The following is a 24,958-nucleotide window of genomic DNA, read 5'->3' as shown; positions in this document are numbered from 1 at the left end:
CGAGCCCTACTCCTCCGACCCGCCGATCGCTGCGGTCGCCACGATGACCGGGTGGTCGGTCGTGCGGTTGACCAGCTCGGTCTCCAGCGCCGCGAACTGCGAGAAGGAGATGTCGGGCGAGCCGAGGATCCAGTCGACGTTCATCCGCGCCGGGGGCGCGCAGGCGCTGCCGGTGGAGCCGCCGTTGGCGGCGCGCAGAGTGGTGCTGCGGGTGATGGGGCAGAAGAACTCCGCCCGGTCGTTGAAGTCGCCGGTCATCACCAGCGGGGTGCCGTCGGCGGTGAGCCGGTTGGCCAGCTGGGCCTCGATCGCCACCGCCGCGTTGCGCCACTTCTGGGCTGGGCCCTTGGCGTCGGCGGGGTTGTGGAAGTTGGCGATCCAGATCTGCTGACCGGTCTGGTTGTGCTGCAGCTTCACGTAGGGCATCGGCACCCGCCGTCCCTTGAAGTAGGGGATCGGCACCGTGTAGGCCTCGACACGGGTCCAGACGTCGCTGCGCCACACGACCGAGTTCGCCAGCGGGCCCGGCCCCATCCCGGGGCCCGGGTAGACCTGCCAGACCGGCGCGACCGAGCGCAGGGTGTTGTACTGCGGCGCCTGCAGCTCCTGCAGCCCGGCGACGCTCACGCCCTGGCCGGCCAGGATCTGCACGGCCCAGCGCATCCGGGTCACCCCGTCGGTGAAGCGCGCGTGGCGTCCCCCGGGCTTGGTGTGGTTGGCGCCCAGCACGTTGAAGGAGCTGACCCGGAAGGTCGTGGGGGCCTGCGTCTGCTCCTCCTCCTCCTCACGCTGCGTGGCGCGCTGGGCGGCGCGCGCCAGGCGCCCACCGCCCCGGATCTTCTGCGGCGAGGGGGTGCGCGTCTCCCCGGGCTCGCCCAGCCACTCCTCGGGCTGCATCACCACGCCGGTCACGATGCTGCGCGGCCCGGCCCGGTTGGCCTCGGCCACCGGCTGCCCGTCGGCGTCGACCACGGTCGCGTCACCGTCGCGCGAGAGCACCAGCAGGACGGCCACGGCCCCGATGACCAGCGTCAGCACGCCAGCGAGCAGGCCCTGGACGAGCGGGCCTCCGGGGCCGGCGGGGGCACCGGCGTGCTTGGTCATCGGTGTCCCTCTCCATGGCTGCGGCGCGTCGGGGTGGCGCGGCGTCGAGAGTACCCGACGTCACACCGGCGGCTCAGGGAGTCGACGAGCGCCACCACCGCCGCCTGCGGGGACGGGCGGAGGCCACCAGCTCCCGCGCCACGGCGACGGGGTCGACTCCCGGCGGCGGCACGACGTCGGGGCCGTCCTCGCCGGGACCGGCCAGCACCGGGAACAGGTCGTCGGGATCACCGTGCAGGGAGTGCCCGGCGGCCAGCGCCTCGTCCAGCCAGCGCCGCGCCGGCGGACCGAGGACGTCGGCCAGCGCGGCCGGGGCCCGCGCGGGCCGCCCGCCCTGGGCGGCGAGCACGCCCTCGGCGTACCCGCGCTTGACCACCTGGTGGCGCTGCGCGGCGTCGAGGCCGCTGCCCCGCTCGCCGAGGCGCTGCACCTCCCGGTTGACCTCGCGCAGCAGCGCCACCTGCGCAGCGCCCAGCGACGGGTTGGCGCCGACCTCGACCGTCGGGTCCAGCAGCCCCGGGTCGATGCCGCAGGCCGCCGCGAACCGCTGCCACAGCAGCTCGCGGGGGGCACCGGGCGGCGGGGCCAGCACCAGGTGGCCGCGTCCGGCGGGCAGCGGTCCGCTCCACCGCTCGAGGGCGGCGGCGAAGTCCTGGGCGTGCCAGAAGTGCGGGCGTCGCCCGCCGGCGTCGGGCCCGGCGTCGCGGCCGGTGTCGCAGCGCAGCTGGGTGCGCTCGAGCTCGGCGAAGCTCGCGGTCGAGCCCAGCTTGACCTCCTCCTGCCAGTGCGCCACCGCCTGCCTGCCCAGGTCGCGCGCGGTGACCACCACGTGCACCTCCAGCCCGGCCAGCGGCGCCAGCGCCCGGTGCACCTGCTCGGGCGTGGCGCCGGCCAGCACCTCGTGGCTCAGCACCGCCGTCGAGCCGCCCTCCTGCTCCAGGAAGGCGCGGGCCCGCTCGCACAGCGCCTGCCAGGTGCCCTCGACCCGGGCGGGGTCGAGACCGAACTTGGCGGCGCTGCCGCGCACCTCGACCGCACCCTCGAACATCGCGCCGGGGCGCACGAACGGGTGGACGACCCCGCCGGCCCGCAGCGCGTCGCGCTGACCGGCGAGCAGGGCCTGGAGGTAGGTGGTGCCCGTCTTGGGCAGGCCCACGTGGAGGACGACGCGCACCCGCCCATCGTGCCATCGCAGCGCTCCCGGGGCGCGGAGGCTAGTTTGGTCCCGTGAGCTCGAGCCCGTCCCGCGTCTACGCCGCACGGCTGGTCGGGCTGCCCATCTTCGACCCGCGCGGCGACCAGGTCGGCAAGGTCCGCGACCTCGTGGCCGCCGTGCGCTCCGAGGTCAGCCAGCCGCGGGTGCTCGGCCTGGTGGCCGAGGTCTTCGGCCGGCGCCGGATCTTCGTGCCCATGACCCGGGTGACCAACATCGACAGCGGCCAGGTCTACACGACCGGCCTGCTCAACATGCGCCGCTTCGAGCAGCGTTCCACCGAGACCCTGGTGATCGGCCAGATGCTCGACCGCACCGTCACGATCCGGGGCAACGGACCGGGCGAGGGTGTCACCGGCGTCGTCTACGACGTCGCGATGGAGCAGGCGCGCAACCGCGACTGGGTGCTGAGCCGGGTGGCCGTGCAGGAGCCCGCCAAGGGCCTGCGCCGGCGCGGGCAGACGCACGTGGCCGAGTGGCGCGACGTCGAGGGGCTGACCCGGCGCGAGGAGACCCAGGGGGCGACCCACCTGGTGCACGCGCTCAACGAGATGCGCCCGGCCGACGCCGCCACGATGATCCACGACCTGCCGCTCGAGCGGCGCGCCGCGGTGGTGGGCGCGCTCGACGACGAGCGGCTGGCCGACGTGCTCGAGGAGATGCCCGACGAGGACCAGGTCGAGATCCTGAGCCACCTCGGCGACGAGCGCGCCGCCGACGTGCTCGAGGAGATGTCGGCCGACGACGCGGCCGACCTGATCGCCGAGCTGCCTCCCGAGACGGCGGCGACCCTGCTGGCGCTGATGGAGCCGGAGGAGGCCGAGGACGTGCGGCGCCTGATGTCGTACGTCGAGGACACCGCCGGCGCGATGATGACCCCCGAGCCGGTCATCCTCGGGCCCGACGCCACGATCGCCGACGCCCTGGCCCACGTGCGCAACCCCGACCTGACCCCGTCGCTGGCCTCGCAGGTCTACATCTGCCGCCAGCCGCTGGAGACGCCGACCGGCAAGTTCCTCGGGGTCGGCCACATCCAGCGGCTCCTGCGCGAGCCGCCGTCGACGCTGGTCGCCGGCGCGCTCGACGACAGCATGGAGACGCTGCGCGCCGAGGCCGGCATGGACGAGGTCGCGGCCCACCTGGCCACCTACAACCTGGTCGCGGCGCCCGTGGTCGACGAGAACGGCCACCTGCTGGGCGCCGTGACGGTCGACGACCTGCTCGACCACATGCTGCCCGAGGGCTGGCGCGACCGGCGCCCCCGCAAGATGAACCCGGTGACCCAGGTGAACCCGGTGACCCCGGGGGTGCCGCGTGGCTGAGCAGCGCCGCCCCCGGCTCGACACCCCGCGCGACGCGCGCCGCCAGCTGGTGCGGCGCCCGGCCTACGACTCCGAGACGTTCGGGGTCTTCGCCGAGCAGTTCGCCCGCTTCATGGGCACCGCGAGCTTCTTGTTCTACATGACGATGTTCGTGGCGTTCTGGCTCCTCTTCAACGTCCTGGCCCCCGGCGGCATCGCGTTCGACGACTACCCCTTCATCTTCCTGACCCTGATGCTGAGCCTGCAGGCTTCGTACGCCGCGCCGCTGATCCTGCTGGCCCAGAACCGCCAGGAGCAGCGCGACAAGGTGATCGCCGAGCAGGACCGCCAGGCCAACAGCCGCGCGCACGCCGACATGGAGTTCCTGGCCCGCGAGGTGGCCTCGCTGCGGATGTCGGTGGGCGAGGTGGCCACGCGCGACTTCGTGCGCAGCGAGCTGCGCTCCCTGCTGGCCGAGCTCGACGAGCGCGACGAGCGCGAGGGCCGCGACGAACGCCCCGAGCCGCCCGGGAGCCGCTGAGACCCAGCCCACCCCGGCCGGGGCCCGGACGCTGCGAGGCACCACCTAGACTCGGGGATCATGAGCAGTCCCTCCCTCGAGCAGGTCCAGGCAGCGCTGGCGACGGTCAACGACCCCGAGATCAAGCGGCCGATCACCGACCTCGGCATGGTCGACACCGTGGAGATCTCCGACTCCGGTGTCGTCACCCTCACCGTGCTCCTCACCGTGGCCGGTTGCCCGCTCAAGGAGACCATCACCCGTGACGTGACCACCGCCGTGGGCAAGGTCCCCGGCGTCACCGACGTGGCGCTGACCCTGGGCGTGATGACCGACGAGCAGCGCTCGGGCCTCAAGGAGGTGCTGAGCGGCGGCAAGGCGCAGCGCGAGATCCCCTTCGCCCAGCCCGGCTCGCTGACCAAGGTCTTCGCGATCGCCAGCGGCAAGGGCGGCGTCGGCAAGTCGTCGGTCACCGTCAACCTGGCCCTCTCGATGGCCAAGAGCGGCCTCAAGGTCGGCATCGTCGACGCCGACATCTACGGCCACTCGGTGCCGGCGATGCTGGGCGTCGCCGACGCCCGCCCCACCCAGGTCGACGACCTGATCATGCCCGTGCCGACCTCCTCGGGCGTCTCGGTCATCTCGATCGGCATGCTCAAGCCGCGCCGCGACCAGGTCGTCGCCTGGCGTGGTCCGATGCTCGACCGGGCCCTGGTGCAGATGCTCTCCGACGTCTACTGGGGCGACCTCGACGTGCTGCTGCTCGACCTGCCGCCGGGCACCGGCGACGTGGCGATCTCGCTGGGCCAGCACCTGCCCGGCGCCGAGGTCGTGGTCGTCACCACGCCCCAGGAGGCCGCGGCCGAGGTCGCCGAGCGGGCCGGCACGATGGCCTCGATGATGCACCAGCGCGTCGTCGGCGTCGTCGAGAACATGAGCTTCCTGCCCTGCCCGCACTGCGCCGAGGACGGCACCGAGCACCGTCTCGAGATCTTCGGCAGCGGCGGCGGGGCCCGGGTGGCCGCCACCCTCTCCGGCCGCTTCGGCTACGACGTGCCGGTGCTGGGCGAGATCCCCCTCGACACCTCGCTGCGCGAGGGCGGCGACGTCGGCAAGCCGATCGTCGACGCCGACCCCACCGCCCCGGCCGCCCAGGTGCTCGCCTCGGTCGCCGAGCGGCTCGCCGGACGGGGTCGCGGCCTGGCCGGCATGCAGCTCGGGCTGACGCCGACCAGCAAGTTCTGAGCCCAGCCCCCTAGGCTGTCGGCGTGTTCGGAATCGGGCTGGCGGAGCTGGCGGTCATCGCGTTGGTCGCCATCGTGGTCTTCGGGCCCGACAAGGTGCCCGACCTGGCCCGCCAGGCCGGGCAGTGGCTCAAGATGGCCAAGAAGTTCGCCAACAACGCCCGCGACGAGCTGCGCACCGAGCTCGGTCCCGAGTACGCCGACCTCGAGCTGCGCGACCTCGACCCGCGCACCATCGTGCGCAAGCACATCATCGAGGCGATGGAGGACGCCGACGACGAGGAGGAGCGCGAGCAGCGCCGCCCCGGCGCCCGCCCCCTCGACGACGGCGAGCTGCCGCCGTACGACCTCGAGGCGACCTGAGCCTCGCTGGGTAGGGCCTCGCTAGCCCTCGTCGCGGCTCTGCACCGCCGCGAGCTGGTCGGTCGCGACCAGCACCAGCTGCCGGCCCGCGCCCGCGACCTCGACGAAGTCGGCGCCCACCCGCTGCAGGACCCCGTCGTGGCGTGAGCCGTCGACGAGGTGGAGCACGCAGCGCTCGCCGCTGTCGGCGAGCCGGCGCAGCGCCGAGCCCACCGCGAGCCGCGCGGTGGCCGGCCAGGCCACCTCCGGCACCGAGCGCTCCGGCAGGCCGTGGGCGGCGGTGAGCGCCGCGGTGCGCAGCACCCAGTCCTGCGCCGGCCCGCGCAGCAGCACCCAACCGGTGCCCACCCTCTCGAGGTCGCCGGTCACCGGCCCGACGCCCCGCACGTCGAGGCGCACCGACGTGCCCGTGGCCGCCATCAGCCGGCTGGCCAGGCTCACCTCGGCGTACGCCGCCCGGGCGCGGTCGGCGAGCTCGAGGCTGCGCTCGGCGTCGTAGAGCGCCTCGGCCTGCTGCTCGAGGTCGTCGAGCACGTCGAAGAGCCGGTCCTCCCACGTCATGCCCCGGACTCTCTCACGCCGGCAGCGCGACCGGGGGCTGTGGACGAACGATTGACGACCGGCTCGACCGAGCGTTGAATGACGCAAACGGAAGCAAACGCAACGATCGACAGGGTTCTCGGGATGATCGACACGATGCACGCCTCGGCAGCACGCTGCCTGCTCGTGTGGGCGACCACCACCGCCGTGGCAGCGCTGCTGGTGACGCTCCTGGCGCCGGCCGCGCTGGCGCCGGCCGGGGGCTTCGACGCCCTGCTGGTGCGCGGGTGCAGCGCGGCGCTGCTCGCCTGCGCCGCGTGGGCCTGGCTCTCGGTCACCGTGGTCGTCGTCGAGGCCCGCTCGGGCGGTGGGCCGGCTGTGCCGCACCTGGGCGTGCCCCACGGGCTGCGCCGGCTGGTGCTGCGCGCCTGCGGCCTCGCCCTGGTCGGGGCCACCGCGGCCGGGGTCGCCCCGGCTGCGGCCACTCCCGACCACCTGCAGCAGGGCACCGTCGTCGGCGCCGGGACGGTGGACCCGCTGGTGGGCCTGCCGCTGCCGCAGCGGGCCGTGGGTGCCGCGCACCGCCCCAGCAGCACGCCGGTGCTGGTCGGGCCGGGCGACAGCCTCTGGTCGCTCAGTGCCGATCACCTGGCCACCCACGGCGAGCGACCCACCGACGCCGCGGTCGCGGCGTACTGGCCCCGGCTGCACGCGGCCAACCGCCACGTCGTCGGCCCCGACCCCGACCTACTGCGTCCCGGCCAGGCCCTGCGCCTGCCGCCCGGCTGACCCGTCCCCACGCCTGTCCCCACGACCACCCGAGGAGCACCCCATGACCACCTCCCCGCTCGCCCGCGACCGGGCGCCGCACCACGTGCCGCTCGCGGCCGTCCAGGGCACCCTGGCCCTCGACCTGCAGCCGCGCACCGCACCGCCGCGGGGGCCCGGGCCCCGCACCGGCACGCCCGGGCAGGTGCTGCCCATCGACCAGCGTGCCCGCCGCGAGGGCGAGCAGTGGGCCGGCTCGTTCGCCCAGGCCGTGGTCGAGGTGGTCGGCGGCGACCGTCCGGCGTCCCAGCTGGTGCGCTGGACCACGCGCAGCGTCTACGAGGACCTGACCCGCCGTGCGCAGCTGGTGGCACGTGCCGGCGCACACCAGCCCGGCCTGGCCCGGGTGCAGCCGGTGCGCCCCCAGGTCCTCAGCGTGCACACCTGCTTCCCGTGCCGCGACGTGCTGGAAGCCAGCGTGCACGTGCGCTACGGGCACCGCTCCCGCGCGGTCGCGGCGCGCTTCGAGCGCCGGGCGCCCGCGGGCGCGGCAGGAGCGCGAACCGGAGAGCGGTGGCTGTGCACCGCTCTCCAGTTCGCCTGAGCCTCAGCCCTGGTCGATCAGCCCTGGGCGCGAGCCGTCGTGCCCGTGGGCCCACCCGGGGCTCCGTGGCACTGCTTGAACTTCTTGCCCGACCCGCAGGGGCAGGTGGCGTTGCGGCTGACCCCGGCGTAGGGGTCCTCCGCCGTGGCGACGTCGGCGCGCACCTCGGCCTCGCCGTCCTCGGCGGGCGCCGAGTAGGTGAGGTTCTGCGGCGCGCTCGGCGCGTCGAGGCCCTTGGCGTGGATGTGCGGGGCCTCGCCCTGCTGGCCCGGCACCGGGGAGCGCAGGCCGGGCGCGACGGTGAGGACCTGCTGCTCGTCCTCGTCCTCGTCCTGCTGCTCGTCGACGGTGACCTCGAGGTTGAAGAGGAACCCGACGGTCTCCTCCTTGATGCCGTCCATCATCGCCGCGAACATGTCGAAGCCCTCGCGCTGGTACTCCACCAGCGGGTCGCGCTGCGAGTAGGCGCGCAGGTAGATGCCCTCGCGCAGGTAGTCCATCTCGTAGAGGTGCTCGCGCCACTTGCGGTCGAGCACCGAGAGGATCACGCGGCGCTCGAGCTCGCGAGCGACCTCCTCGCCCATCTCGGCGACCCGCTTGTCGTAGGCCGACTGGGCGTCGGCGCGCAGGCGCTCGATCACGGTGTCGCGGTCGAGGTTGGCCTTGTCGCCGCCGGCCTCAGCGACCAGCGCGTCGAGGTCGACCCCGACCGGGTAGACCTGCTGCAGGTCGGTCCAGGCCTGCTCGAGGTCCCACTCCTCGGCCAGCCCCTGCGTGGAGCCGGTGACGTAGCCGCGCACGACGTCGTCGATGAAGGTGCGGATCTGGTCCTCGATGTCGGCGCCCTCGAGGACCTCGCGGCGCTCGGCGTAGATCACCTTGCGCTGGCGGTCCATGACGTCGTCGTACTTCAGGACGTTCTTGCGCGACTCGAAGTTCTGCGACTCGACCTGGCCCTGCGCGTTGGCGATCGCGCTGGTGACCCGCTTGTTCTCGATCGGGACGTCGTCGGGGATCTTGAGGACCTGGAGGACCCGGTCGACCCAGTCGGACTTGAACAGGCGCATCAGCTCGTCCTGCAGCGAGAGGTAGAACCGGGACTCGCCCGGGTCGCCCTGACGGCCGGAGCGACCGCGCAGCTGGTTGTCGATGCGCCGCGACTCGTGCCGCTCGGTGCCCACGACGTAGAGGCCGCCGAGCTCCTTGACCTCGTCGTGGTCGGCCTTGACCTGCTCGCGCACGCGCTCGACGGTCGCGGGCCAGGCCGCCTCGTACTCCTCGGCGCTCTCGCCGGAGGGCTCGAGGCCCTTGGCGCGCAGCTCGGCGTCGGCGAGGAACTCCACCGCACCACCGAGCATGATGTCGGTGCCGCGACCGGCCATGTTGGTGGCCACGGTGACGGCGCCCCGGTGGCCGGCCATCGCGACGATCTTGGCCTCGTCGGCGTGCACCTTGGCGTTCAGGACGTTGTGCGGGATGCCCCGCTTCTTCAGCAGCGCGCCGAGGTACTCGGACTTCTCGACCGAGACCGTGCCCACGAGGACCGGCTGGCCCTTGGCGTGCCGCTCGGCGATGTCGTCGGCGACGGCGTCGTACTTGGCCTCCTCGGTGCGGTAGACCAGGTCGGGCTGGTCGATGCGCGCCATCGGGCGGTTGGTCGGGATCGGGACGACGCCGAGCTTGTAGATCTTGTCGAACTCCGAGGCCTCGGTCATCGCCGTGCCGGTCATGCCCGACAGCGTGTCGTAGAGGCGGAAGTAGTTCTGCAGGGTGACGTTGGCCAGCGTCTGGTACTCCTCGCGGACCTGGACGCCCTCCTTGGCCTCGATCGCCTGGTGCAGGCCGTCGTTGTAGCGGCGCCCGGCCAGCATCCGGCCGGTGTGCTCGTCGACGATGAGCACCTCGCCGTTCATGACGACGTACTCCTTGTCGTTGCGGAACAGCTCCTTGGCCTTGATGGAGTTGTTCAGGAACGAGATGAGCGGGGTGTTGGCCGACTCGTAGAGGTTCTCGATGCCCAGGTGGTCCTCGACCTTGGTGATGCCGGGCTCGAGGACGGAGATGGTGCGCTTCTTCTCGTCGACCTCGTAGTCGACGTCCTTCTCCAGGCGCTTGGCGATCTTGGCGAACTCGCCGTACCACTTCACCTCGTCCTGGGTCGGGCCGCTGATGATCAGCGGGGTCCGGGCCTCGTCGATGAGGATCGAGTCGACCTCGTCGACCACGGCGAAGTTGTGCCCGCGCTGCACGCAGTCCTCGATCGAGGAGGCCATGTTGTCGCGCAGGTAGTCGAAGCCGAGCTCGTTGTTGGTGGCGTAGGTGATGTCGCAGGCGTACTGCTCGCGCCGCGCGTCGGGGCGCAGGTCGGGGGTGATCACGCCGACGGTGAGCCCGAGGAAGTGGTGCACCCGGCCCATCTGCTCGGCCTGGTAGGTGGCCAGGTAGTCGTTGACGGTCACGACGTGGACGCCCTTGCCGGACAGGGCGTTGAGGTAGGACGGCAGCACGGCGACCAGCGTCTTGCCCTCACCGGTCTTCATCTCGGCGATGTTGCCCAGGTGCAGGGCCGCACCGCCCATCACCTGCACGTCGAAGGGACGCATGCCCAGCACCCGCTTGGCGGCCTCGCGCACGGTGGCGAAGGCCTCGGGCATCAGGTTGTCGAGGCTCTCGCCGTCGCCGTCGGCGTGGCGCTGGCGCAGCTCGTCGGTCATCGCCTGGAGCTCGGCGTCGCTCATCGCGACGAAGTCGTCCTCGATGGCGTTGACGGCCTTCGCGATCCCCTCGAGCTGACGCAGGATCTTCCCCTCGCCGATGCGGAGGAGTTTGTCGAGAATCACGGGCACGGCGTAGCTGCTCCTTGCTGTGGACGACCGACGGCGTCTCACGCCTCGGCGCCTTCACTCTACCCAGGGCCGCGGAGAGCCCCTAACCGCGGTACCAGGTCGCCGCGGCCCTCGATCCGCAGCCCGGCCAGGCCCAACCAGGTGGCCATGCGCTGCAGCTCGACGAGCAGCTCGGAGGCCGTCTCCTCGGGCGCGTCGGGCTCGGCGAAGGCCCCCCGGACCACGAGCTCGCCGCCGGGGACGCGCCGGTCGGCCTTGAGGTCGACCCGGGCCACCAGCTGCTCACCGAGCAGGAACGGCAGCACGTAGTAGCCGTGCACCCGCTGCGCGGCCGGGGTGTAGATCTCGATGCGGTAGCGGAAGCCGAAGAGGCGCTCGGTGCGCTCGCGCTCCCACACGACCGGGTCGAAGGGGCTGAGCAGGGTCCGGGCCCGCACCCGGCGCGGCAGCCGGGCGTCGCGGTGCAGGTAGGCCGGGCGTGACCAGCCCTCGATGCGCACCGGCTCCAGCTCCCCGGTCTCGACCAGCGTGGCGACGGCCTCGCGCGCGCTGGCCAGGCCCGGGGCCGGCTGGGCGCGCATCCGGTAGTAGTCGGCCAGGCAGCGCTCGGTGGCCACGCCGTGCGAGCGGGCCGCCCGGCGCACGAGCGCGACGGCGGCCTCGGCCACGTCGGGCACCGGGGCGTCGAGCACCTCGCGCGGCAGCACCCGCTCGGGCAGGTCGTAGCGGATCTCGAACTGGGCGGTGCGCGAGGCCACCGCGACGTCACCGACCGTGAAGAGGTAGTCGAGGATGCGTCGCGTCGACGACCAGTTCCAGCCCCAGTGGTCCTTCGACGACGCCGCCCCCTCCCCCAGGTACGCCGCGACCTCGCGCGAGGTCGAGGCGCCCAGCACGTCGACCGCGTGCAGCACCCCGGCCTCGAGCGCCGGGTCGGCCTCCACGACCCGCCACTTCCCCCGGCGTGCGCGGTGGTCCTCCATCCGGTGCCGCATCACCGGCCACAGGTCGACGGGCATGAAGGCCTGCACGTGCGCCCAGTACTCCACCATGCGGCGTGGCGAGCGCTCGGCGGCCCGGTGCAGCAGCGCCGTGTCGTAGGGGCCCATCCGGGAGTAGAGCGGCACGTAGTGGGCGCGCTGGAGCACGTTGACCGAGTCGACCTGGAGCACGCCGGTGCGGCGCAGCGCCCGCTCGAGGGTGCGCATCGTGGGTGTCGCGTGCGGCGGGTCGGTGAAGCCCTGCGCCGCCAGCGCGACGCGCCGCGCCTGGGAGCGGCTCAGCGTCTGGGTGGTCGGTGGCACGGCGGTCGGGGGCACAGCCGCTACGGCAGGTCCAGCAGCTTCTCGCGCACGGCGTACATGACGGCCTCCATGCGCGAGTGCAGCTGCAGCTTCTCCAGGATGTTGCGCACGTGGTTCTTGACGGTATTCTCGGAGATGAACAGCTGCTTGGCGATCTCGCGGTTGTTCATGCCCTTGGCCACCAGGCGCAGCACCTCGAGCTCGCGCTCGGTGAGGCGCAGGCCCGGCACGTGCTCGCGCTCGGGCTTGCTCATCTGCTTGAACTCGTCGATGAGCTTGACGGCCATGGAGGGGCTGATCAGCGACTGGCCGTCGGCGACGACGCGCACGGCCTGGGCGACCTCCTCGATCGAGGAGTCCTTGAGCAGGTAGCCGGAGGCGCCGCTCTTGACGGCCTCGTAGAGGTCGGCCTCCTCGTCGGAGACGGTGAGCATGATGATCTTGGCCGAGGGCACGGCCTCCTTGATCGCCTTGCAGGCCTCGATGCCGGTGCGCTTGGGCATCCGGATGTCGAGCAGGACGACGTCGGGGGCCACCCCGGCGGCCAGCGTGGTGCCCTCGATCCCGTCGCCCGCCTCGCCGACGACCTCGATGCCGTCCTCGACGCCGAGCAGCATCGTCAAGCCACGGCGGAAGAGCTCCTGGTCGTCCACGACCATCACGCGGATGGGTTCGGTTCCCGCCCCAGCGGGACCCGTCGTCTCGTCGGCCACGCGCGCATCATGGCACGGACGTGGCCCGATCGGGTGGTCCTCCCACCCGATCGGGCCACACCGGCCTGGTCAGTTCGGGGTCAGGCCTGGCCCAGGTCCAGCGAGAGCACGCCGTAGTCGTAGCCCCGGCGCCGGTAGACGACCGAGGGCCGCTCGCTCTCCTTGTCGACGAACAGGTAGAAGTCGTGACCCACGAGCTCCATCTCGTAGAGGGCCTGGTCGAGGGTCATCGGACTGGCCGGGTGGGTCTTCTCGCGCACGATCATCGGTCCGTCGCCGTCCATGGCGACGGGTCCGACCTCGCGCTCGGTCTCGGTCTCACCCGTGGCGGCATCGTCGTCGCCGACGAGGTCCTGGACCATCGGGGTGCCCGAGAGCGCCTCGCCCACCGAGACCGGTGTCTTGCGGCCGCGGTGCACGCGCCGTCGGTCGGCGGCTCGCTGCATCTGGCGCGCCATCTTGTCCAGCGCCAGGTCGAGGGCGGCCATCTTGTCGTCGGCCGCCGCCTCGGCGCGGATGACCGGGCCCTTCGAGAAGGCGGTCAGCTCCACGTGCACGGCGCGGTCGTGCTGTCGGGGGTTGGGTTCGCAGTCGACCTCCACGTGGACCCGCATGATCCGGTGGTCGTGCTTCTCGAGCTTCGCCAGCTTCTCCGAGCAGTGGGCCCTGAAGCCCTCCTTGATCTCGCAGTGCCGGCCGGTGACCACAACTTCCATGTGAACCTCCTCGTGCGCACCAAGTGCGCGATGGGTGATCTCTCAGGCTCCTGGCACGCCTCCCGCTCGCGCGGTGCGCACAGGACGGCGCCAGGCCGACCACCGGAGGCGGTGCGCCCGGTGGTGGGAACGAGATGGAGCCCGCCCGGCCGACCTGGTCTTCGACCCCACAATCGCCTGCTGAGGCTCTCGCAGCTTCTCTGCCACTACCCACCTTCTCCCGGCTGCGGCCACATCTGGTGGCCGGACCGGGGCAGGACTTACGTCTAAGCCGCACCGTGATCGTCGTGCCCACGGGGCTCGCGCCCCGTGCACCGACTTACGTGGACCGCTTCGCCTGCGACTGGCATCGGCTTGCCGCGGGGACGTCCGGACTGGCCGGCGCGTCCCGACGACGCAACCACGGACCCGGACGGACTCCATGTCGAGACGATAGGCGAGGCACGGTCGCGGCGAAAGGGACCCCCACACCTTTCACCCCCGGGTCACCCCCGACTCATCCCCCGGGGCTCGCCGGGACGACGGTCGAGGGGCCTCGGCGCCGGGTCGCGGCGACGACCGCGGCGCCGGCCACGACGAGCCCGACGGCCTCCAGCGCCCGCTGGGCCTCACGTAGGGTGGAGCCGGTGGTCACCACGTCGTCGCACACCACCACCTGCACCCGGGGCCGCGACGCGGCCAGGCGCCGCAACGCGGGCGACGGGCAGGTCATCGACCCCGTCAGGTTGGCCGCGCGCGCGGCCGTGTCGAGCCCGGCCTGGTCGAGCACCCCGGGACGCAGGCGCAGCAGCCGGGCGGCCCCGACCGGCAGCCCGCCGCGTGCGGCCGTGGCAGCGGCACCGCGCGTCATCGTCCACGTGGGGTCGTGCCCGCGGGCCCGCACCGTGGATGCGCGCGAGGGCACCGGCACCAGGACCAGCCCCTCCGCACCGCCGGTCCGGACCCGGTCGAGGCAGGGCCCGAGCGCGGTCAGCAGCAGGTCGCGCAGCGGCACCCGCAGCGCGTGCAGGCCCCGCTCCTTGTGGCCCAGCACCAGCGCGCGCAGCACGGCGTCGTAGTCCCCCGCAGCCCAGCAGTCGACCAGCCCCGGCGGGCAGGGGTCGGGACGCGCCGGCACGGCCGTGGCGGGCAGCTCCCCGCGGCACCGGGTGCACAGCAGCCGGCCCGGCTCGCCGCAGCCCACGCAGGCGCTGCCCAGCAGCAGGTCGAGGGCGGCGTCGCGCAGCAGCACACGCCGATGCCACCAGTCGCCGGCCCGCACCTCAAGGGGCTCCCGGCCCCCTGTGGACAGCCGACCGACGCCTCAGCCGACGTAGCCGACGTAGGTGATCCCCTCGTCGAGGACCTGCGGGCCGCGCACCGCCACCGACAGGTCGACCAGGCCGCCGCCGGTGACCGCGTAGACGACCTGCTCGGGCACCGGCGAGCCGGCCAGCGCGGTGGCCCCGCCGAGGGTGGTGGTGATGCCCGCCAAGCCGGTCGGCGCCCCGTCGACGCCGATGGTGCCCACCTTGCCGCTGGCGGGGCTGAGCCGGTTGAGCACCGCGATGGTGGTGGCGGTGCGCCAGGCGATGTCGACGATGCGCCCCGGCGCCTCCTGCGGCTCCAGCGCCCGCGCCCGTGACGCGCCCACGACCCGTCCGCGCTGGTCGTGGTGCAGCCGCGCGACCCGCATTTCGTCGGCGCGGGCCAGGCGCACCACCGCGACCACCCGGGTGCCGTCACGCGAGACCAGGAAGCTCTTGACCTGCTCACCGGTGATGCCGGGCACCTCGACCGCCGCGCCGCGCCGACCACGCAGCCAGCGGAGCTGGGCGCCGTCGGCGGTGCGGTCCAGCAGCCAGAGCCGCCCGTCGTGGTCCCACGCGGGCGTGGCCAGGTCGGTGGCGTCCTGCAGCGCGGTCGTGACGTCGTCGTCGCCGCGCACGGGCCCGGTGAACAGGGTGGTGCCGTCCTGGGAGACCTCGGCGGCCCGCTCGCCGCGCAGGTCGACCGCGACGCTGCGCGCACCGAGGTCGGCCTCGCCGAAGGGCCCGTCGACGGGGTCCAGCGAGCCGGGGGTGCCCGAGACCAGCAGCCCGTCGCGCAGCCCGTAGAGCAGCGAGCTGGCCTGGTAGCCGGTGGGGTCCAGCCGAGCGCCCGCCTCCACCGGGATGCGGTCCTCCCCGTCGGCCAGGCGGATCCGCTGACCACCGATGCTCAGCGTGAACGCCGTGATGTCGGGGTCCTGGCGCAGCGTCCACGCCAGCTGGGCCAGCATCTGGGCGTTCTCGGTGGGGGTCAGCGCGGTCGCCTCGCCGGTGAGCTCGATGGCGGCCGTGCCGTCGTCGGAGACCGGCACCGAGAGCTCCAGCGAGACGTCGGCAGGGAGCAGCGAGCGCGCGGCGCGCTCGTCGTCGGGCCCGGCCACCAGCCCGGCGACCAGGGTGCTGGCGAGCTTGTCGTCGTCGGCGACGAAGACGGGCTCGGGCACCAGCACGTCGCCGCCGGGAGCCAGGAAGTAGAGCGCGAGCTGCTCGTAGCGGGCCTCGAACCAGGTCTGGGGGACGACCAGGTCGGACGGCGGGTTCGTGATCCGCAGTTGTCCGTCCTCGGTGGTCAGCGAGAGCTGGAGGATCGACTCGTACGCCGACAATGCGCCCTCGTAGGCGCCCCGGGCGTCGAGCCGGTCGGCGCCGGCGAGCCGCAGCGAGACCCGGTCGCTGGTGGTGCTCTGCGGCGGCTGGGCCTCGACGTAGGTCACCAGGCCGTCGGGGTTCCAGGTCGCGGCCGCGTCGGAGGACAGGTACTCCTTGGCGGTCGACAGCTCACGGGGCCAGGCCTGCATCGCGTCGAGGAAGCCGCGCACCACCTCGGTGGCGCTCTGCCCGTCCTGGGGGGCTCGGGCGTCGATGGCGGGCACCCCGCCCATGTCGGCGTCGACCTCGTCGCCGACCCCCGCCCCGACCACGGGCCCGTCCTCGGGCATGCTCACGCAGCCGCCGGCCAGGAGCAGCAGCGGCAGGAGCAGGGCGCCCAGCAGGCGTCTGGCACTGGTCACACGGGCTCCACGGCGTCGTCGGGGATCAGGCTGATCGGGCTGCGGCGCAGCGGCTCGCCGGCCCGGCGCGGCAGGGTCAGCCGGAACTGGGCGCCCTCGCCCGGCCGACCCCACGCCTGCAGCCAGCCGCCGTGCAGGTGGGTGTCCTCGAGCGAGATCGACAGGCCCAGCCCGGTGCCGCCGGACGTGCGGGCCCGGGCCGGGTCGGCGCGCCAGAACCGGTTGAAGACCATCGCGGACTCCCCCGGGGCGAGTCCCACACCGTGGTCGCGCACCGCGACCGCCGCCGAGTGCTGGTCGCCCTCCACGTGCACGAGCACCTCGGTGGTGCCGCCGGCCCGGGCGGGCCCGGCGTGGTCGATGGCGTTGGTGACCAGGTTGCGCACGATCCGCTCGACCCGGCGCACGTCGGCCTGGGCCAGGCACGGGTGGTCGTCGGGCGCGCGCACCACCAGGCGCACCCCGCGCTGGTCGGCCAGCGGGGTCGTGTTGTCGACCACGCGGTGGGCCACGTCGGTGAGGTTGACGTCGTCGAGGTCCAGCACCGCCGCGCCGGCGTCGAAGCGGCTGATCTCGAGCAGGTCCGAGAGCAGCGTCTCGAACCGGTCGAGCTCGACCTGCAGCAGCTCGGCGGCCCGCGCCGAGACCGGGTCGAAGTCGGCCCGGGCGTCGTGCAGGACGTCGCCGGCCATCCGCACCGTCGTCAGCGGGGTGCGCAGCTCGTGGGAGACGTCGGAGACGAAGCGCTGCTGGACCCGGCTGAGCTCCTCGAGCTGACGGATCTGGCGCTGCAGGTTGCTGGCCATCTGGTTGAAGGAGGTCGCCAGTCGCGCCAGGTCGTCCTCGCCCTTGACCTCCAGGCGCTCGCGCAGCCGGCCCGCCGCCAGCCGCTCGGCGACCCGTCTGGCCATCCGCACCGGGGTGACCACCTGGCGGGTGACCAGGAAGGCGACACCGGCGACGAGGACCAGCAGCAGGGAACCCGCGGTCAGCAGTGCGCGACTGACCAGGTCGAGCGTGCGCTCCTCACCGGAGAGCGGGAAGAGCAGGTAGAGCGTGTAGGTGCGCCCGTCGGCCGGCAGCGTGACCTGGGAGCCGACGACGACGCCGGGCTCGACGACCCGGGTGCCGTCGGGGCCCTCGCGCCGGATCCGCGTGTAGGTCCACGCCGGCTCGGCGACCTCGGCGAAGTGCTCGACGAGGGAGGCCGGCACCGAGGTGCGGTCCAGCCCCCGGGTGTAGGTGGCCCCTCCCTCGCTGAGGTCTCCGGCGCCCGTGGGTCCGGCCAGCACCACCGCGAAGTCGCGGGTGGCCCCCCGCGCGATGATCGGCTCGACCAGGGCCCGCTGCTGCTGGGTGGCGTCCACGTCGTTGAAGGGCGTCGACTGCAGCCGGGCCCGGGCGTCGTCGGTCTCGTTGCCGGCCTCGGCCACGACGGCGGCGACGCGCTGGTCGAGCAGGCCGTCGCGGGTCTGCTGCAGCAGCAGCCAGCCCACCACGCCGACCACGACGGCCGAGAGCAGCACGGTGCTGGCCACCACGCGCGCCTGGATGGAACGGCGCCAGAACGTCAGCGCCCCGCGCGCCCCGGTGGCCATCGTCCCTCGCTCAGGCGTTCCCGGCCTTGTAGCCGACGCCACGCACGGTCACCACGACCTCCGGGTTCTCGGGGTCGTGCTCGATCTTGGAGCGCAGCCTCTGCACGTGCACATTGACCAGTCGCGTGTCGGCCGCGTGCCGGTAGCCCCAGACCTGCTCGAGCAGCACCTCACGGGTGAAGACCTGCCAGGGCTTGCGGGCCAGGCACACCAGGAGGTCGAACTCCAGCGGCGTCAGGCTCACGGCCTCGCCGTCGCGCGAGACCTGGTGGCCGGCGACGTCGATGGACAGGTCCCCGATCGTGAGGGTCTCGGCCTGGGACGTCGAGTCGTTGCGCCGGACCCGGGCCCGGATGCGCGCCACGAGCTCCTTGGGCTTGAAGGGCTTGACGACGTAGTCGTCGGCGCCCGACTCCAGGCCCACCACCACGTCGACGGTGTCGCCCTTGGCCGTCAGCATCACGATCGGCACGCCGGACTCGGCCCGGATCTCCTTGCACACGTCGATGCCGTCCTTGCCCGGCAGCATCAGGTCGAGCAGCACCACGTCGGGCTTGTAGTCGCGGAAGGCGTCGAGGGCGAGGTCGCCGCGGGTCACCATCCGGCTGTCGAAGCCCTCCTGGCGCAGCACGATGGTGAGCATCTCGGCGAGGGAGGCGTCGTCGTCGACGACGAGCACGCGCCCCTTGGTGGCGTACTCGTTGCGGCTCGCTGCCTCGCTCATGGTCCCCATCCTGCACCCTGGCACCACGACGGCGCGCAGGCCGGTCGTGGTGCCAGGGACGGCTCGTCGTCGGTGGTCGTCGTGCTCAGTAGCGGTACTGGTCGGACTTGTAGGGACCGGCCACGTCGACACCGAGGTAGGCGGCCTGGTCACCGGACAGCTCGGTGAGCTTGACGCCCAGCGCGCCGAGGTGCAGCCGGGCGACCTCCTCGTCGAGGTGCTTGGGCAGCACGTAGACCCCGACGGGGTACTCCTCGGGCTTGGTGAAGATCTCGATCTGGGCCAGCACCTGGTTGGTGAAGGAGTTCGACATCACGAACGACGGGTGGCCGGTCGCGTTGCCGAGGTTCATCAGGCGGCCCTCGGACAGCACGATGATCGCGGACTCCTCGCGACCCTCGGCCGCGGGGAAGGTCCACACGTCGACCTGCGGCTTGACGGTCTTGCGGTGCACCCCCGGGAAGGTCTCGAGCCCGGCCATGTCGATCTCGTTGTCGAAGTGGCCGATGTTGCCGAGGATCGCGTTGTGCTTCATCCGGCGCATCTGGTCGACCGAGACGACGTCCTTGTTGCCGGTCGCGGTGATGATGATGTCGGCGACGTCGAGGACGTCGTCGAGCGTGGTCACCTGGTAGCCGTCCATCGCCGCCTGCAGCGCGCAGATCGGGTCGATCTCGGTGACGATGACGCGGGCGCCCTGGCCGCGCAGCGAGTCGGCGCTGCCCTTGCCCACGTCGCCGTAGCCGCACACGACCGCGACCTTGCCGCCGATCAGGACGTCGGTGGCGCGGTTGATGCCGTCGACGAGGCTGTGGCGGCAGCCGTACTTGTTGTCGAACTTCGACTTGGTGACCGAGTCGTTGACGTTGATGGCGGGGAAGAGCAGCGTGCCCTCGCGCATCATGTCGTAGAGGCGCAGCACACCGGTGGTGGTCTCCTCGGTGACGCCGCGGATCTCGTTGCCGATCTTGGTGAACCGCTCCGGGGTCGCGGCCAGGGAGGCCTGCAGGACGTCGAAGACGACCTTCTGCTCGTGGCTCTTGGCGGTGACCGGGTCGGGCGCCTGGCCGGACTTCTCGGCCTCGGTGCCGAGGTGGACCAGCAGCGTGGCGTCACCGCCGTCGTCGAGGATCATGTTGGCGAAGGTGTCGCCGGGCCAGTCGAGGATCTGCTGGGTGCACCACCAGTACTCCTCGAGGCTCTCGCCCTTCCAGGCGAAGACCGGGACGCCCTGCGGGTCCTCGGGGGTGCCCTGGGGGCCCACGACGACCGCGGCCGCGGCGTGGTCCTGGGTGGAGAAGATGTTGCACGAGGCCCAGCGGACCTCGGCGCCCAGCGCCACGAGGGTCTCGATGAGCACCGCGGTCTGGATGGTCATGTGCAGCGATCCGGCGATCCGGGCACCCGCCAGCGGCTTGTCGGCGCCGTAGCGCTCGCGCATCGCCATCAGGCCGGGCATCTCGTGCTCGGCCAGGGTGATCTCGGTGCGGCCGTAGTCGGCCAGGGACAGGTCGGCGACCTTGAAGTCCATCTTGTTGTCTCCTCGAAGCGTCTGGAGCAGGTCTGCGTCGCGCATCTGCGCATCGTCGGGATCTCCCACGCGGACCCCTCCAGCGTAGGTCGGTGCGCGAACGATTCAGGAATTCGCGGAGGAGCGGCGGCGCGGGCGCAGGTGCACCAGCGCCACGACGACCGCGCCCACCAGCAGCCCCAGCACGGCGGACGCCGCGGTGTTGACCAGCCAGGCGGCCACCGCGCCGAGCGCGCCGAGCGCCTCGTCGACGTCCTCCTCGAGGTGGTGCACCAGGTCGTAGAGCGCGTGCCAGCCGAGCTCGTCGACGCCGACGAGGAGGATGTGCCCGCCCACCCACAGCATCGCGACGGTGCCTACGGCGCCGATGACGGTGAGCAGCCGGGGCATCGCGGCGACCATCGCGTGGCCGACGCGCTGCGCGGTCGCCGAGCTGCGCTGGGTCAGGCCCAGCCCGACGTCGTCGGTCTTCACGATCAGGGCCACCACGCCGTACACCAGGGCGGTGATGCCCACCGCGACCACGGCCAGGATCACGGCACGGGACCAGAACGACTCCGCGGCCACCTCGTTGAGGCTGATCACCATGATCTCGGCCGACAGGATCAGGTCGGTGCGGATCGCCCCGGCGACCATCTTCTTCTCGGTCTCCGCGGGGTCGGCCGCGGTGTCGGCGACCTCGGCCTGCTCCTCGGGGTGGTGCCCGCTCACCTTCTCCCAGATCTTCTCCGCGCCCTCGTAGCAGAGGAACGCGCCGCCCAGCATCAGGATCGGTGTCAGCAGCCAGGGCAGGAACTGCGAGAGCAGCAGCGCCGCCGGCAGGATGATCAGCAGCTTGTTGCGCAGCGAGCCGATCGCGATCTGCTTGATCATCGGCAGCTCGCGCTCGGCGGCGACGCCCTGCACGTACTGCGGGGTGACGGCGGTGTCGTCGACGACCACGCCGGCGGCCTTCATGCTGGCCCGGCCCGCGGCGGCGCCCACGTCGTCGACGGACGCAGCGGCCAGGCGGGCCAGGACGGCGACGTCGTCGAGGAGGGCGAACAGGCCGCCGCTCATCGCTGGGCTCCGCGGCAGGTGTGGGGGTGGTGGGTCGGCACGACCAGGAGCCTACCCACGCAGCGCCGGTGCGCGCTGCTGCGCGGCGACGAGCTCGGCCAGCTCGTCGGCGTGGTCGTCGACGCGCTGCGAGGCGACCGCGACGTCGGCGGCCTCCCCCACCCTGCGCCCGGCGAAGCCGAGGGGGTCCACCGCGTGACCCAGCACCCGGGCCACCGGTGGGCTGGCCAGCAGCAGCGCCAGCGCGACGGCCAGCACGCTGGTCGTCGCCAGGCCCAGCGCCGGGTGCTGCTCGGTGAAGCCGCCCCAGCCGGCGTACCCGGCGCCCTTCACCGCGAAGCCGTGGAAGAGGTAGACCACGAGCGTGGCCGAGCCCATCCGGGTGAACCAGCCCCCGATGCGCGGCACCAGGGCCAGGAACGCCCACGCGCCCAGGGTGCCGAGCACCAGCAGGCTGGCGCGGGTCAGGAAGGCCCGCGAGTCGCTGACGTCGAGCTCGTCGTAGCGCGCCCGGTAGTAGAGCCACTCGGTGGCCGCCCACTGGTCGGTGCGGGCGGTGAGGAACCAGATGCCGACCAGCACGCCCACCGAGACCACCTGCACCCAGCGCGCCCGCAGCAGCTCGAGCCGCTCGGGCGTCGCCTTGAGACCCATCACGAAGAACGGCAGCAGGCCCAGGATGCGGGCCACGTCGAGGGTGTCACCGGCGTAGAGGCCGGCGACGAGGCTGACGGCCACCGCGACGGCCAGACCGCCCCACAAGCCACGGAGCACCGGGGTGAGCAGCCGCCAGAAGAACAGCGCCGAGAGGAACCACATCGGCCAGTGCGGGTCGCGCCACAGGTCCTCGAGCTGCTCGCCGCCCACGTGGATGCGGAACAGCGCGATGCCGGCCTCGAAGAGCACGTAGGGCACCGCGACCGTGCGCACCAGGCTCCACAGGCGCGCGCGGGTGTAGGAGAAGGAGCGCGACAGGTAGCCGGTGACCAGCACGAAGGCCGGGACGTGCCAGGCGTAGAGGAAGTCGTAGAGGTGCTCGACCAGCGCGTTGTCGGGCAGCAGCACCCACGAGTGACCGAGGACCACCAACGTCACGAGGGCCATCTTGGCGTTGTCGAACCACGGGTCTCGTCGGGAGGCCATGGCCCCAGTCCTACCCGCTGGCGCCGGCCGGGCAAACCTCAGTCGTCGACCAGCCCGAGCCGCAGGTACTCGGCGGCGTAGGTGCCGCTGAGCAGCAGCGAGGCGTAGCGGGCGACCTCGTCGCCCTCCTCGCAGGTCAGCGTCTCGACCCGTACGCCGCGCTCGGCGGCGGCCGACTCCAGCTGCTGGCGCTCCTCGCGCACCAGCGGGTCGTCGACACCGTCGTCGAGCACCACCAGCACCGGGCGCAGCTCGCCACCGCTCTCGGCGAACGGGTCGTCGAAGACGTCGCGGGGCCGGGTGGCCTCGATCACCGGCAGCAGCTGGTCGACCTCGCCGGCGATGGCGGTGCGCCCGCTGGAGCGGCGGATCGACTCCGCCACCCGGCGGGCCGCGCGGGCGGCCAGCACGCTGCCGCCCCAGACCACGGGATTGGTGTCGGCCAGCCCGATCGCGAGGGTCTTGGCCGGGTTCACGGCCAGGTCGCGGCGCGGCGCGCAGGCCAGCGCGACCTGGTCGAGGGCGTCGGCCACGGTGCCGGGGTCGGCGCTGGGGCCCAGCCGCACCTGCTCGAGGTAGGAGAGCATCACCACGGCGGTGGCCAGCGGGTCGCGCGTCGTCGTCGGCAGGATCGCGCTCCAGCGGCCCTCGGCGTGCTGGGCGACCATCGAGCCGGGCGGGCAGGCCACCACGACCTGGCAGCCGCGGCGCACCGCCTCGGCCACGGCCGAGGCCGTGCCCGGGTCGCCGCCGTCCGGCGCGAGCACCGCGACGAGGTCGAGGCTGCCGGCCCAGCCGGGCAGCGCGTGCCCGGGCCAGGCCACGAACGGCACCGGGCACCAGGGCTCCAGCACCGCGCGCAGCAGGCGCGAGTCGGGGCCGGCCGCGATCACGGCGCGCGGCCGGGGCAGGTCCTGGGCGCGGTCGACCGCCTCGGCCATCGCCGCGGCGGCGTCGCCGGCCTCGCGGCGCACCCGCGAGCCGGACTCGGCCAGGGTGCGCAGCCGCACGTCGATGCGCTCCAGCGCCGCCTCGTCGTCGAGCCGGGACTCGTCGAACCAGGTCACGGGCGACGGGCCTCGTCGACGAGCAGCACCGGGATCTGGTCGCGCACGGGGTAGGCCAGGCCGCAGGAGCCGCAGACCAGCTCGGGGCCGGCACCCACGCCCGGACCCTCGGCCAGGTCACCGTGGCAGTCGGGGCACACGATGATCTCCAGCAGGGCCGGGTCGAGCTCGAGGCCGCTCATCGCGCACCCCGGATCATGCTCAGCACCTCGTCGCGCACGCTCGTCATGGTCTGCTGGTCCTTCCCCTCGGCGTTGAGCCGCAGCAGCGGCTCCGTGTTGGAGCCGCGCACGTTGAAGGCCCAGTCTGCGTGCAGCACGCTGAGCCCGTCGAGCCGGTCGGTGCTCACGCCCTCGCGACCGGCGTACGCCGCCTCGATCGCGGCGATCACCTCGCCCTGGTCGGCGACCGTGGAGTTGATCTCGCCGCTGAGCGGGTAGCGCTCGTACTGCGCCAGCAGCGCGGAGAGCGGGACGTCGGTCTCGGCGAGCGCGGCCAGGGCGTGCAGGGCCGCGAGCATGCCCGAGTCGGCGCGCCAGAAGTCGCGGAAGTAGAAGTGCCCCGAGTGCTCGCCGCCGAAGACCGCGTCGGTCTCGGCCATCGTGGCCTTGATGTAGGAGTGCCCCACCCGGGTGCGCACCGGGCGACCACCCAGCTCCTCAACGAGCTCCGGGACGGCCCGGCTGGTGATCAGGTTGTGGATGACGGCCGACCCGGGGTGCTTGGCCAGCTCGCGCTCGGCGATCAGCGCCGTCAGGGTCGACGGCGAGACCGCGACGCCGCGCTCGTCGACCAGGAAGCAGCGGTCGGCGTCGCCGTCGAAGGCCAGGCCCACGTCGGCGCCCTCCGCCACGACGCGCGCCTGCAGGTCGACCAGCGTCTCGGCGTCGATGGGGTTGGCGTCGTGGTGGGGGAAGGTGCCGTCGAGCTCGAAGTACATCGGCACCACCTCGACGACGCCCTCGCCCAGGCGCCCGAAGACGGCCGGTGCGGTGTGCCCGGCCATCCCGTTGCCCGCGTCGACGACCACCTTGAGCCGCCGCCCCGAGACGGGCGCCAGGGTCAGCAGGTGGGCGGCGTAGGCCTCGAGCACGTCGTGGCTGCTGATCGAGCCCGTGGCGGGGGCGTCGACCTCGACCCCCGCGACCACGAGGTCGCGGATCTCGGCGAGGCCGGTGTCGGCGCCGACCGGCACGGCGTCGGCCCGGCACATCTTGATGCCGTTGTACTGCGCGGGGTTGTGGCTGGCGGTGAACATCACGCCGGCGCGACCCAGGAAGCCCGAGGCGAAGTAGAGCTGGTCGGTCGAGGCCAGGCCGATCATCACCACGTCGGCACCGGCCTCGGTGGCGCCCTCGGCGAAGGCCCCGGCCAGTCCCGGGGAGGTGGGACGCATGTCGTGGCCGACCACGACGGAGTCGACGCCCAGCACCCGCACGTAGGCGCGGCCGGTGGCGCGGGCCAGCGTCTCGTCGATCTGCTCGGGGGCGAGCCCGCGCACGTCGTAGGCCTTGAAGACCGCGTGGACGTTGTCGGCACTCAGGGTGTCGGCCATGGCCC

The 24,958-nt window shown here is 73.0% G+C and carries 23 protein-coding genes; 6 read left to right on the top strand and 17 right to left on the bottom strand.

All coding sequences use genetic code 11. The annotated features are described in order from the left end of the window. Nucleotides 1-6 precede the first annotated feature (6 nt). The gene (locus QWJ41_RS08535) at nt 7-1,104 is read right to left on the bottom strand and encodes an endonuclease/exonuclease/phosphatase family protein (RefSeq protein WP_302707285.1); all 1,098 of its coding nucleotides are present in this window, start codon (nt 1,102-1,104) and stop codon (nt 7-9) included. 73 nt (nt 1,105-1,177) lie between these two features. Continuing rightward, nucleotides 1,178-2,278, bottom strand: coding sequence for a hypothetical protein (locus QWJ41_RS08530; protein WP_302707283.1), 1,101 nt, complete (start codon nt 2,276-2,278; stop codon nt 1,178-1,180). 53 nt (nt 2,279-2,331) lie between these two features. On the opposite strand from QWJ41_RS08530, the gene QWJ41_RS08525 reads away from it, so the two are divergent. Genes QWJ41_RS08525 through QWJ41_RS08510 form a run of 4 tightly spaced genes read left to right on the top strand, consistent with a single transcriptional unit; the run spans nt 2,332 to nt 5,745 of the window. Further along, entirely contained in the window at nt 2,332-3,639 is a 1,308-nt protein-coding gene (locus tag QWJ41_RS08525; protein WP_302707281.1) for a magnesium transporter MgtE N-terminal domain-containing protein, read from the top strand. Then, nucleotides 3,632-4,159, top strand: coding sequence for a DUF1003 domain-containing protein (locus QWJ41_RS08520; RefSeq protein ID WP_302707279.1), 528 nt, complete (start codon nt 3,632-3,634; stop codon nt 4,157-4,159). Before QWJ41_RS08525 ends, QWJ41_RS08520 begins: the two co-directional genes overlap by 8 nt. A gap of 60 nt (nt 4,160-4,219) precedes the next feature. Next, nucleotides 4,220-5,383: an Mrp/NBP35 family ATP-binding protein gene (locus tag QWJ41_RS08515; RefSeq protein WP_302707277.1), complete on the top strand. Its 1,164-nt coding sequence runs from the start codon at nt 4,220-4,222 to the stop codon at nt 5,381-5,383. 23 nt (nt 5,384-5,406) lie between these two features. Continuing rightward, nucleotides 5,407-5,745: a sec-independent translocase gene (locus tag QWJ41_RS08510; RefSeq protein WP_302707276.1), complete on the top strand. Its 339-nt coding sequence runs from the start codon at nt 5,407-5,409 to the stop codon at nt 5,743-5,745. A gap of 21 nt (nt 5,746-5,766) precedes the next feature. On the opposite strand, the gene QWJ41_RS08505 is transcribed toward QWJ41_RS08510, so the two are convergent. After that, nucleotides 5,767-6,306, bottom strand: coding sequence for a hypothetical protein (locus tag QWJ41_RS08505; RefSeq protein ID WP_302707275.1), 540 nt, complete (start codon nt 6,304-6,306; stop codon nt 5,767-5,769). A gap of 123 nt (nt 6,307-6,429) precedes the next feature. On the opposite strand from QWJ41_RS08505, the gene QWJ41_RS08500 reads away from it, so the two are divergent. Together QWJ41_RS08500 and QWJ41_RS08495 are read left to right on the top strand one after the other, a co-directional pair. Continuing rightward, a complete protein-coding gene (locus QWJ41_RS08500) occupies nt 6,430-7,074 on the top strand; it encodes a LysM peptidoglycan-binding domain-containing protein (protein WP_302707273.1) in 645 nt (214 codons plus the stop codon). 43 nt (nt 7,075-7,117) lie between these two features. Continuing rightward, nucleotides 7,118-7,657: an Rv3235 family protein gene (locus QWJ41_RS08495; RefSeq protein ID WP_302707271.1), complete on the top strand. Its 540-nt coding sequence runs from the start codon at nt 7,118-7,120 to the stop codon at nt 7,655-7,657. Between the two features lie 17 nt (nt 7,658-7,674). Here QWJ41_RS08495 and secA read toward each other — a convergent pair whose 3' ends face one another. The 14 genes from secA to QWJ41_RS08425 form a co-directional block, all read right to left on the bottom strand. Further along, on the bottom strand, nt 7,675-10,503 hold the full coding sequence (secA, locus tag QWJ41_RS08490; RefSeq protein WP_302707269.1) for a preprotein translocase subunit SecA: 2,829 nt from the start codon (nt 10,501-10,503) through the stop codon (nt 7,675-7,677). Between the two features lie 59 nt (nt 10,504-10,562). After that, complete coding sequence (locus QWJ41_RS08485; protein WP_302707267.1) at nt 10,563-11,822, bottom strand: winged helix-turn-helix domain-containing protein; 1,260 nt, start codon at nt 11,820-11,822, stop codon at nt 10,563-10,565. Nucleotides 11,823-11,827: 5 nt separating this feature from the next. After that, nucleotides 11,828-12,520 carry a response regulator gene (locus tag QWJ41_RS08480; RefSeq protein WP_302707265.1) on the bottom strand — a complete coding sequence of 231 codons (693 nt, stop codon included), beginning with the start codon at nt 12,518-12,520 and terminating at the stop codon, nt 11,828-11,830. Nucleotides 12,521-12,600: 80 nt separating this feature from the next. Then, nucleotides 12,601-13,236, bottom strand: a complete 636-nt coding sequence (gene hpf / locus QWJ41_RS08475) for a ribosome hibernation-promoting factor, HPF/YfiA family (protein ID WP_302707264.1) — start codon at nt 13,234-13,236, stop codon at nt 12,601-12,603. A 496-nt stretch (nt 13,237-13,732) separates the two neighbouring features. Then, complete coding sequence (locus QWJ41_RS08470; RefSeq protein ID WP_302707263.1) at nt 13,733-14,467, bottom strand: ComF family protein; 735 nt, start codon at nt 14,465-14,467, stop codon at nt 13,733-13,735. A 72-nt stretch (nt 14,468-14,539) separates the two neighbouring features. Next, the gene (locus QWJ41_RS08465; protein ID WP_302707261.1) at nt 14,540-16,276 is read right to left on the bottom strand and encodes an LpqB family beta-propeller domain-containing protein; all 1,737 of its coding nucleotides are present in this window, start codon (nt 16,274-16,276) and stop codon (nt 14,540-14,542) included. Further along, nucleotides 16,273-17,874, bottom strand: coding sequence for an MtrAB system histidine kinase MtrB (gene mtrB / locus QWJ41_RS08460; RefSeq protein ID WP_302707259.1), 1,602 nt, complete (start codon nt 17,872-17,874; stop codon nt 16,273-16,275). Before mtrB ends, QWJ41_RS08465 begins: the two co-directional genes overlap by 4 nt. Nucleotides 17,875-17,884: 10 nt before the next feature. Next, nucleotides 17,885-18,598 (bottom strand): MtrAB system response regulator MtrA, encoded by a 714-nt coding sequence (mtrA, locus tag QWJ41_RS08455; protein WP_302707258.1) that lies wholly within the window; start codon nt 18,596-18,598, stop codon nt 17,885-17,887. Between the two features lie 85 nt (nt 18,599-18,683). After that, on the bottom strand, nt 18,684-20,129 hold the full coding sequence (ahcY, locus tag QWJ41_RS08450) for an adenosylhomocysteinase (RefSeq protein ID WP_439117313.1): 1,446 nt from the start codon (nt 20,127-20,129) through the stop codon (nt 18,684-18,686). Nucleotides 20,130-20,234: 105 nt separating this feature from the next. Further along, the gene (locus QWJ41_RS08445; RefSeq protein WP_302707254.1) at nt 20,235-21,188 is read right to left on the bottom strand and encodes a DUF808 domain-containing protein; all 954 of its coding nucleotides are present in this window, start codon (nt 21,186-21,188) and stop codon (nt 20,235-20,237) included. 51 nt (nt 21,189-21,239) lie between these two features. Beyond that, entirely contained in the window at nt 21,240-22,331 is a 1,092-nt protein-coding gene (locus tag QWJ41_RS08440; protein ID WP_302707252.1) for an acyltransferase family protein, read from the bottom strand. A gap of 38 nt (nt 22,332-22,369) precedes the next feature. Beyond that, nucleotides 22,370-23,398, bottom strand: coding sequence for an SIS domain-containing protein (locus QWJ41_RS08435; RefSeq protein WP_302707250.1), 1,029 nt, complete (start codon nt 23,396-23,398; stop codon nt 22,370-22,372). Further along, nucleotides 23,395-23,580: a Trm112 family protein gene (locus tag QWJ41_RS08430; protein WP_302707248.1), complete on the bottom strand. Its 186-nt coding sequence runs from the start codon at nt 23,578-23,580 to the stop codon at nt 23,395-23,397. The genes QWJ41_RS08435 and QWJ41_RS08430 overlap by 4 nt, the downstream gene beginning before the upstream one ends. Beyond that, nucleotides 23,577-24,953 carry a phosphomannomutase/phosphoglucomutase gene (locus QWJ41_RS08425; RefSeq protein ID WP_302707247.1) on the bottom strand — a complete coding sequence of 459 codons (1,377 nt, stop codon included), beginning with the start codon at nt 24,951-24,953 and terminating at the stop codon, nt 23,577-23,579. Before QWJ41_RS08425 ends, QWJ41_RS08430 begins: the two co-directional genes overlap by 4 nt. Nucleotides 24,954-24,958 lie beyond the last annotated feature (5 nt).

Source organism: Nocardioides cremeus (assembly GCF_030518195.1).
Lineage (GTDB): Bacteria > Actinomycetota > Actinomycetes > Propionibacteriales > Nocardioidaceae > Nocardioides > Nocardioides cremeus.
Note: the sequence above shows the minus strand (reverse complement) of the source record. Positions and strands in the feature narration are given on the sequence as shown.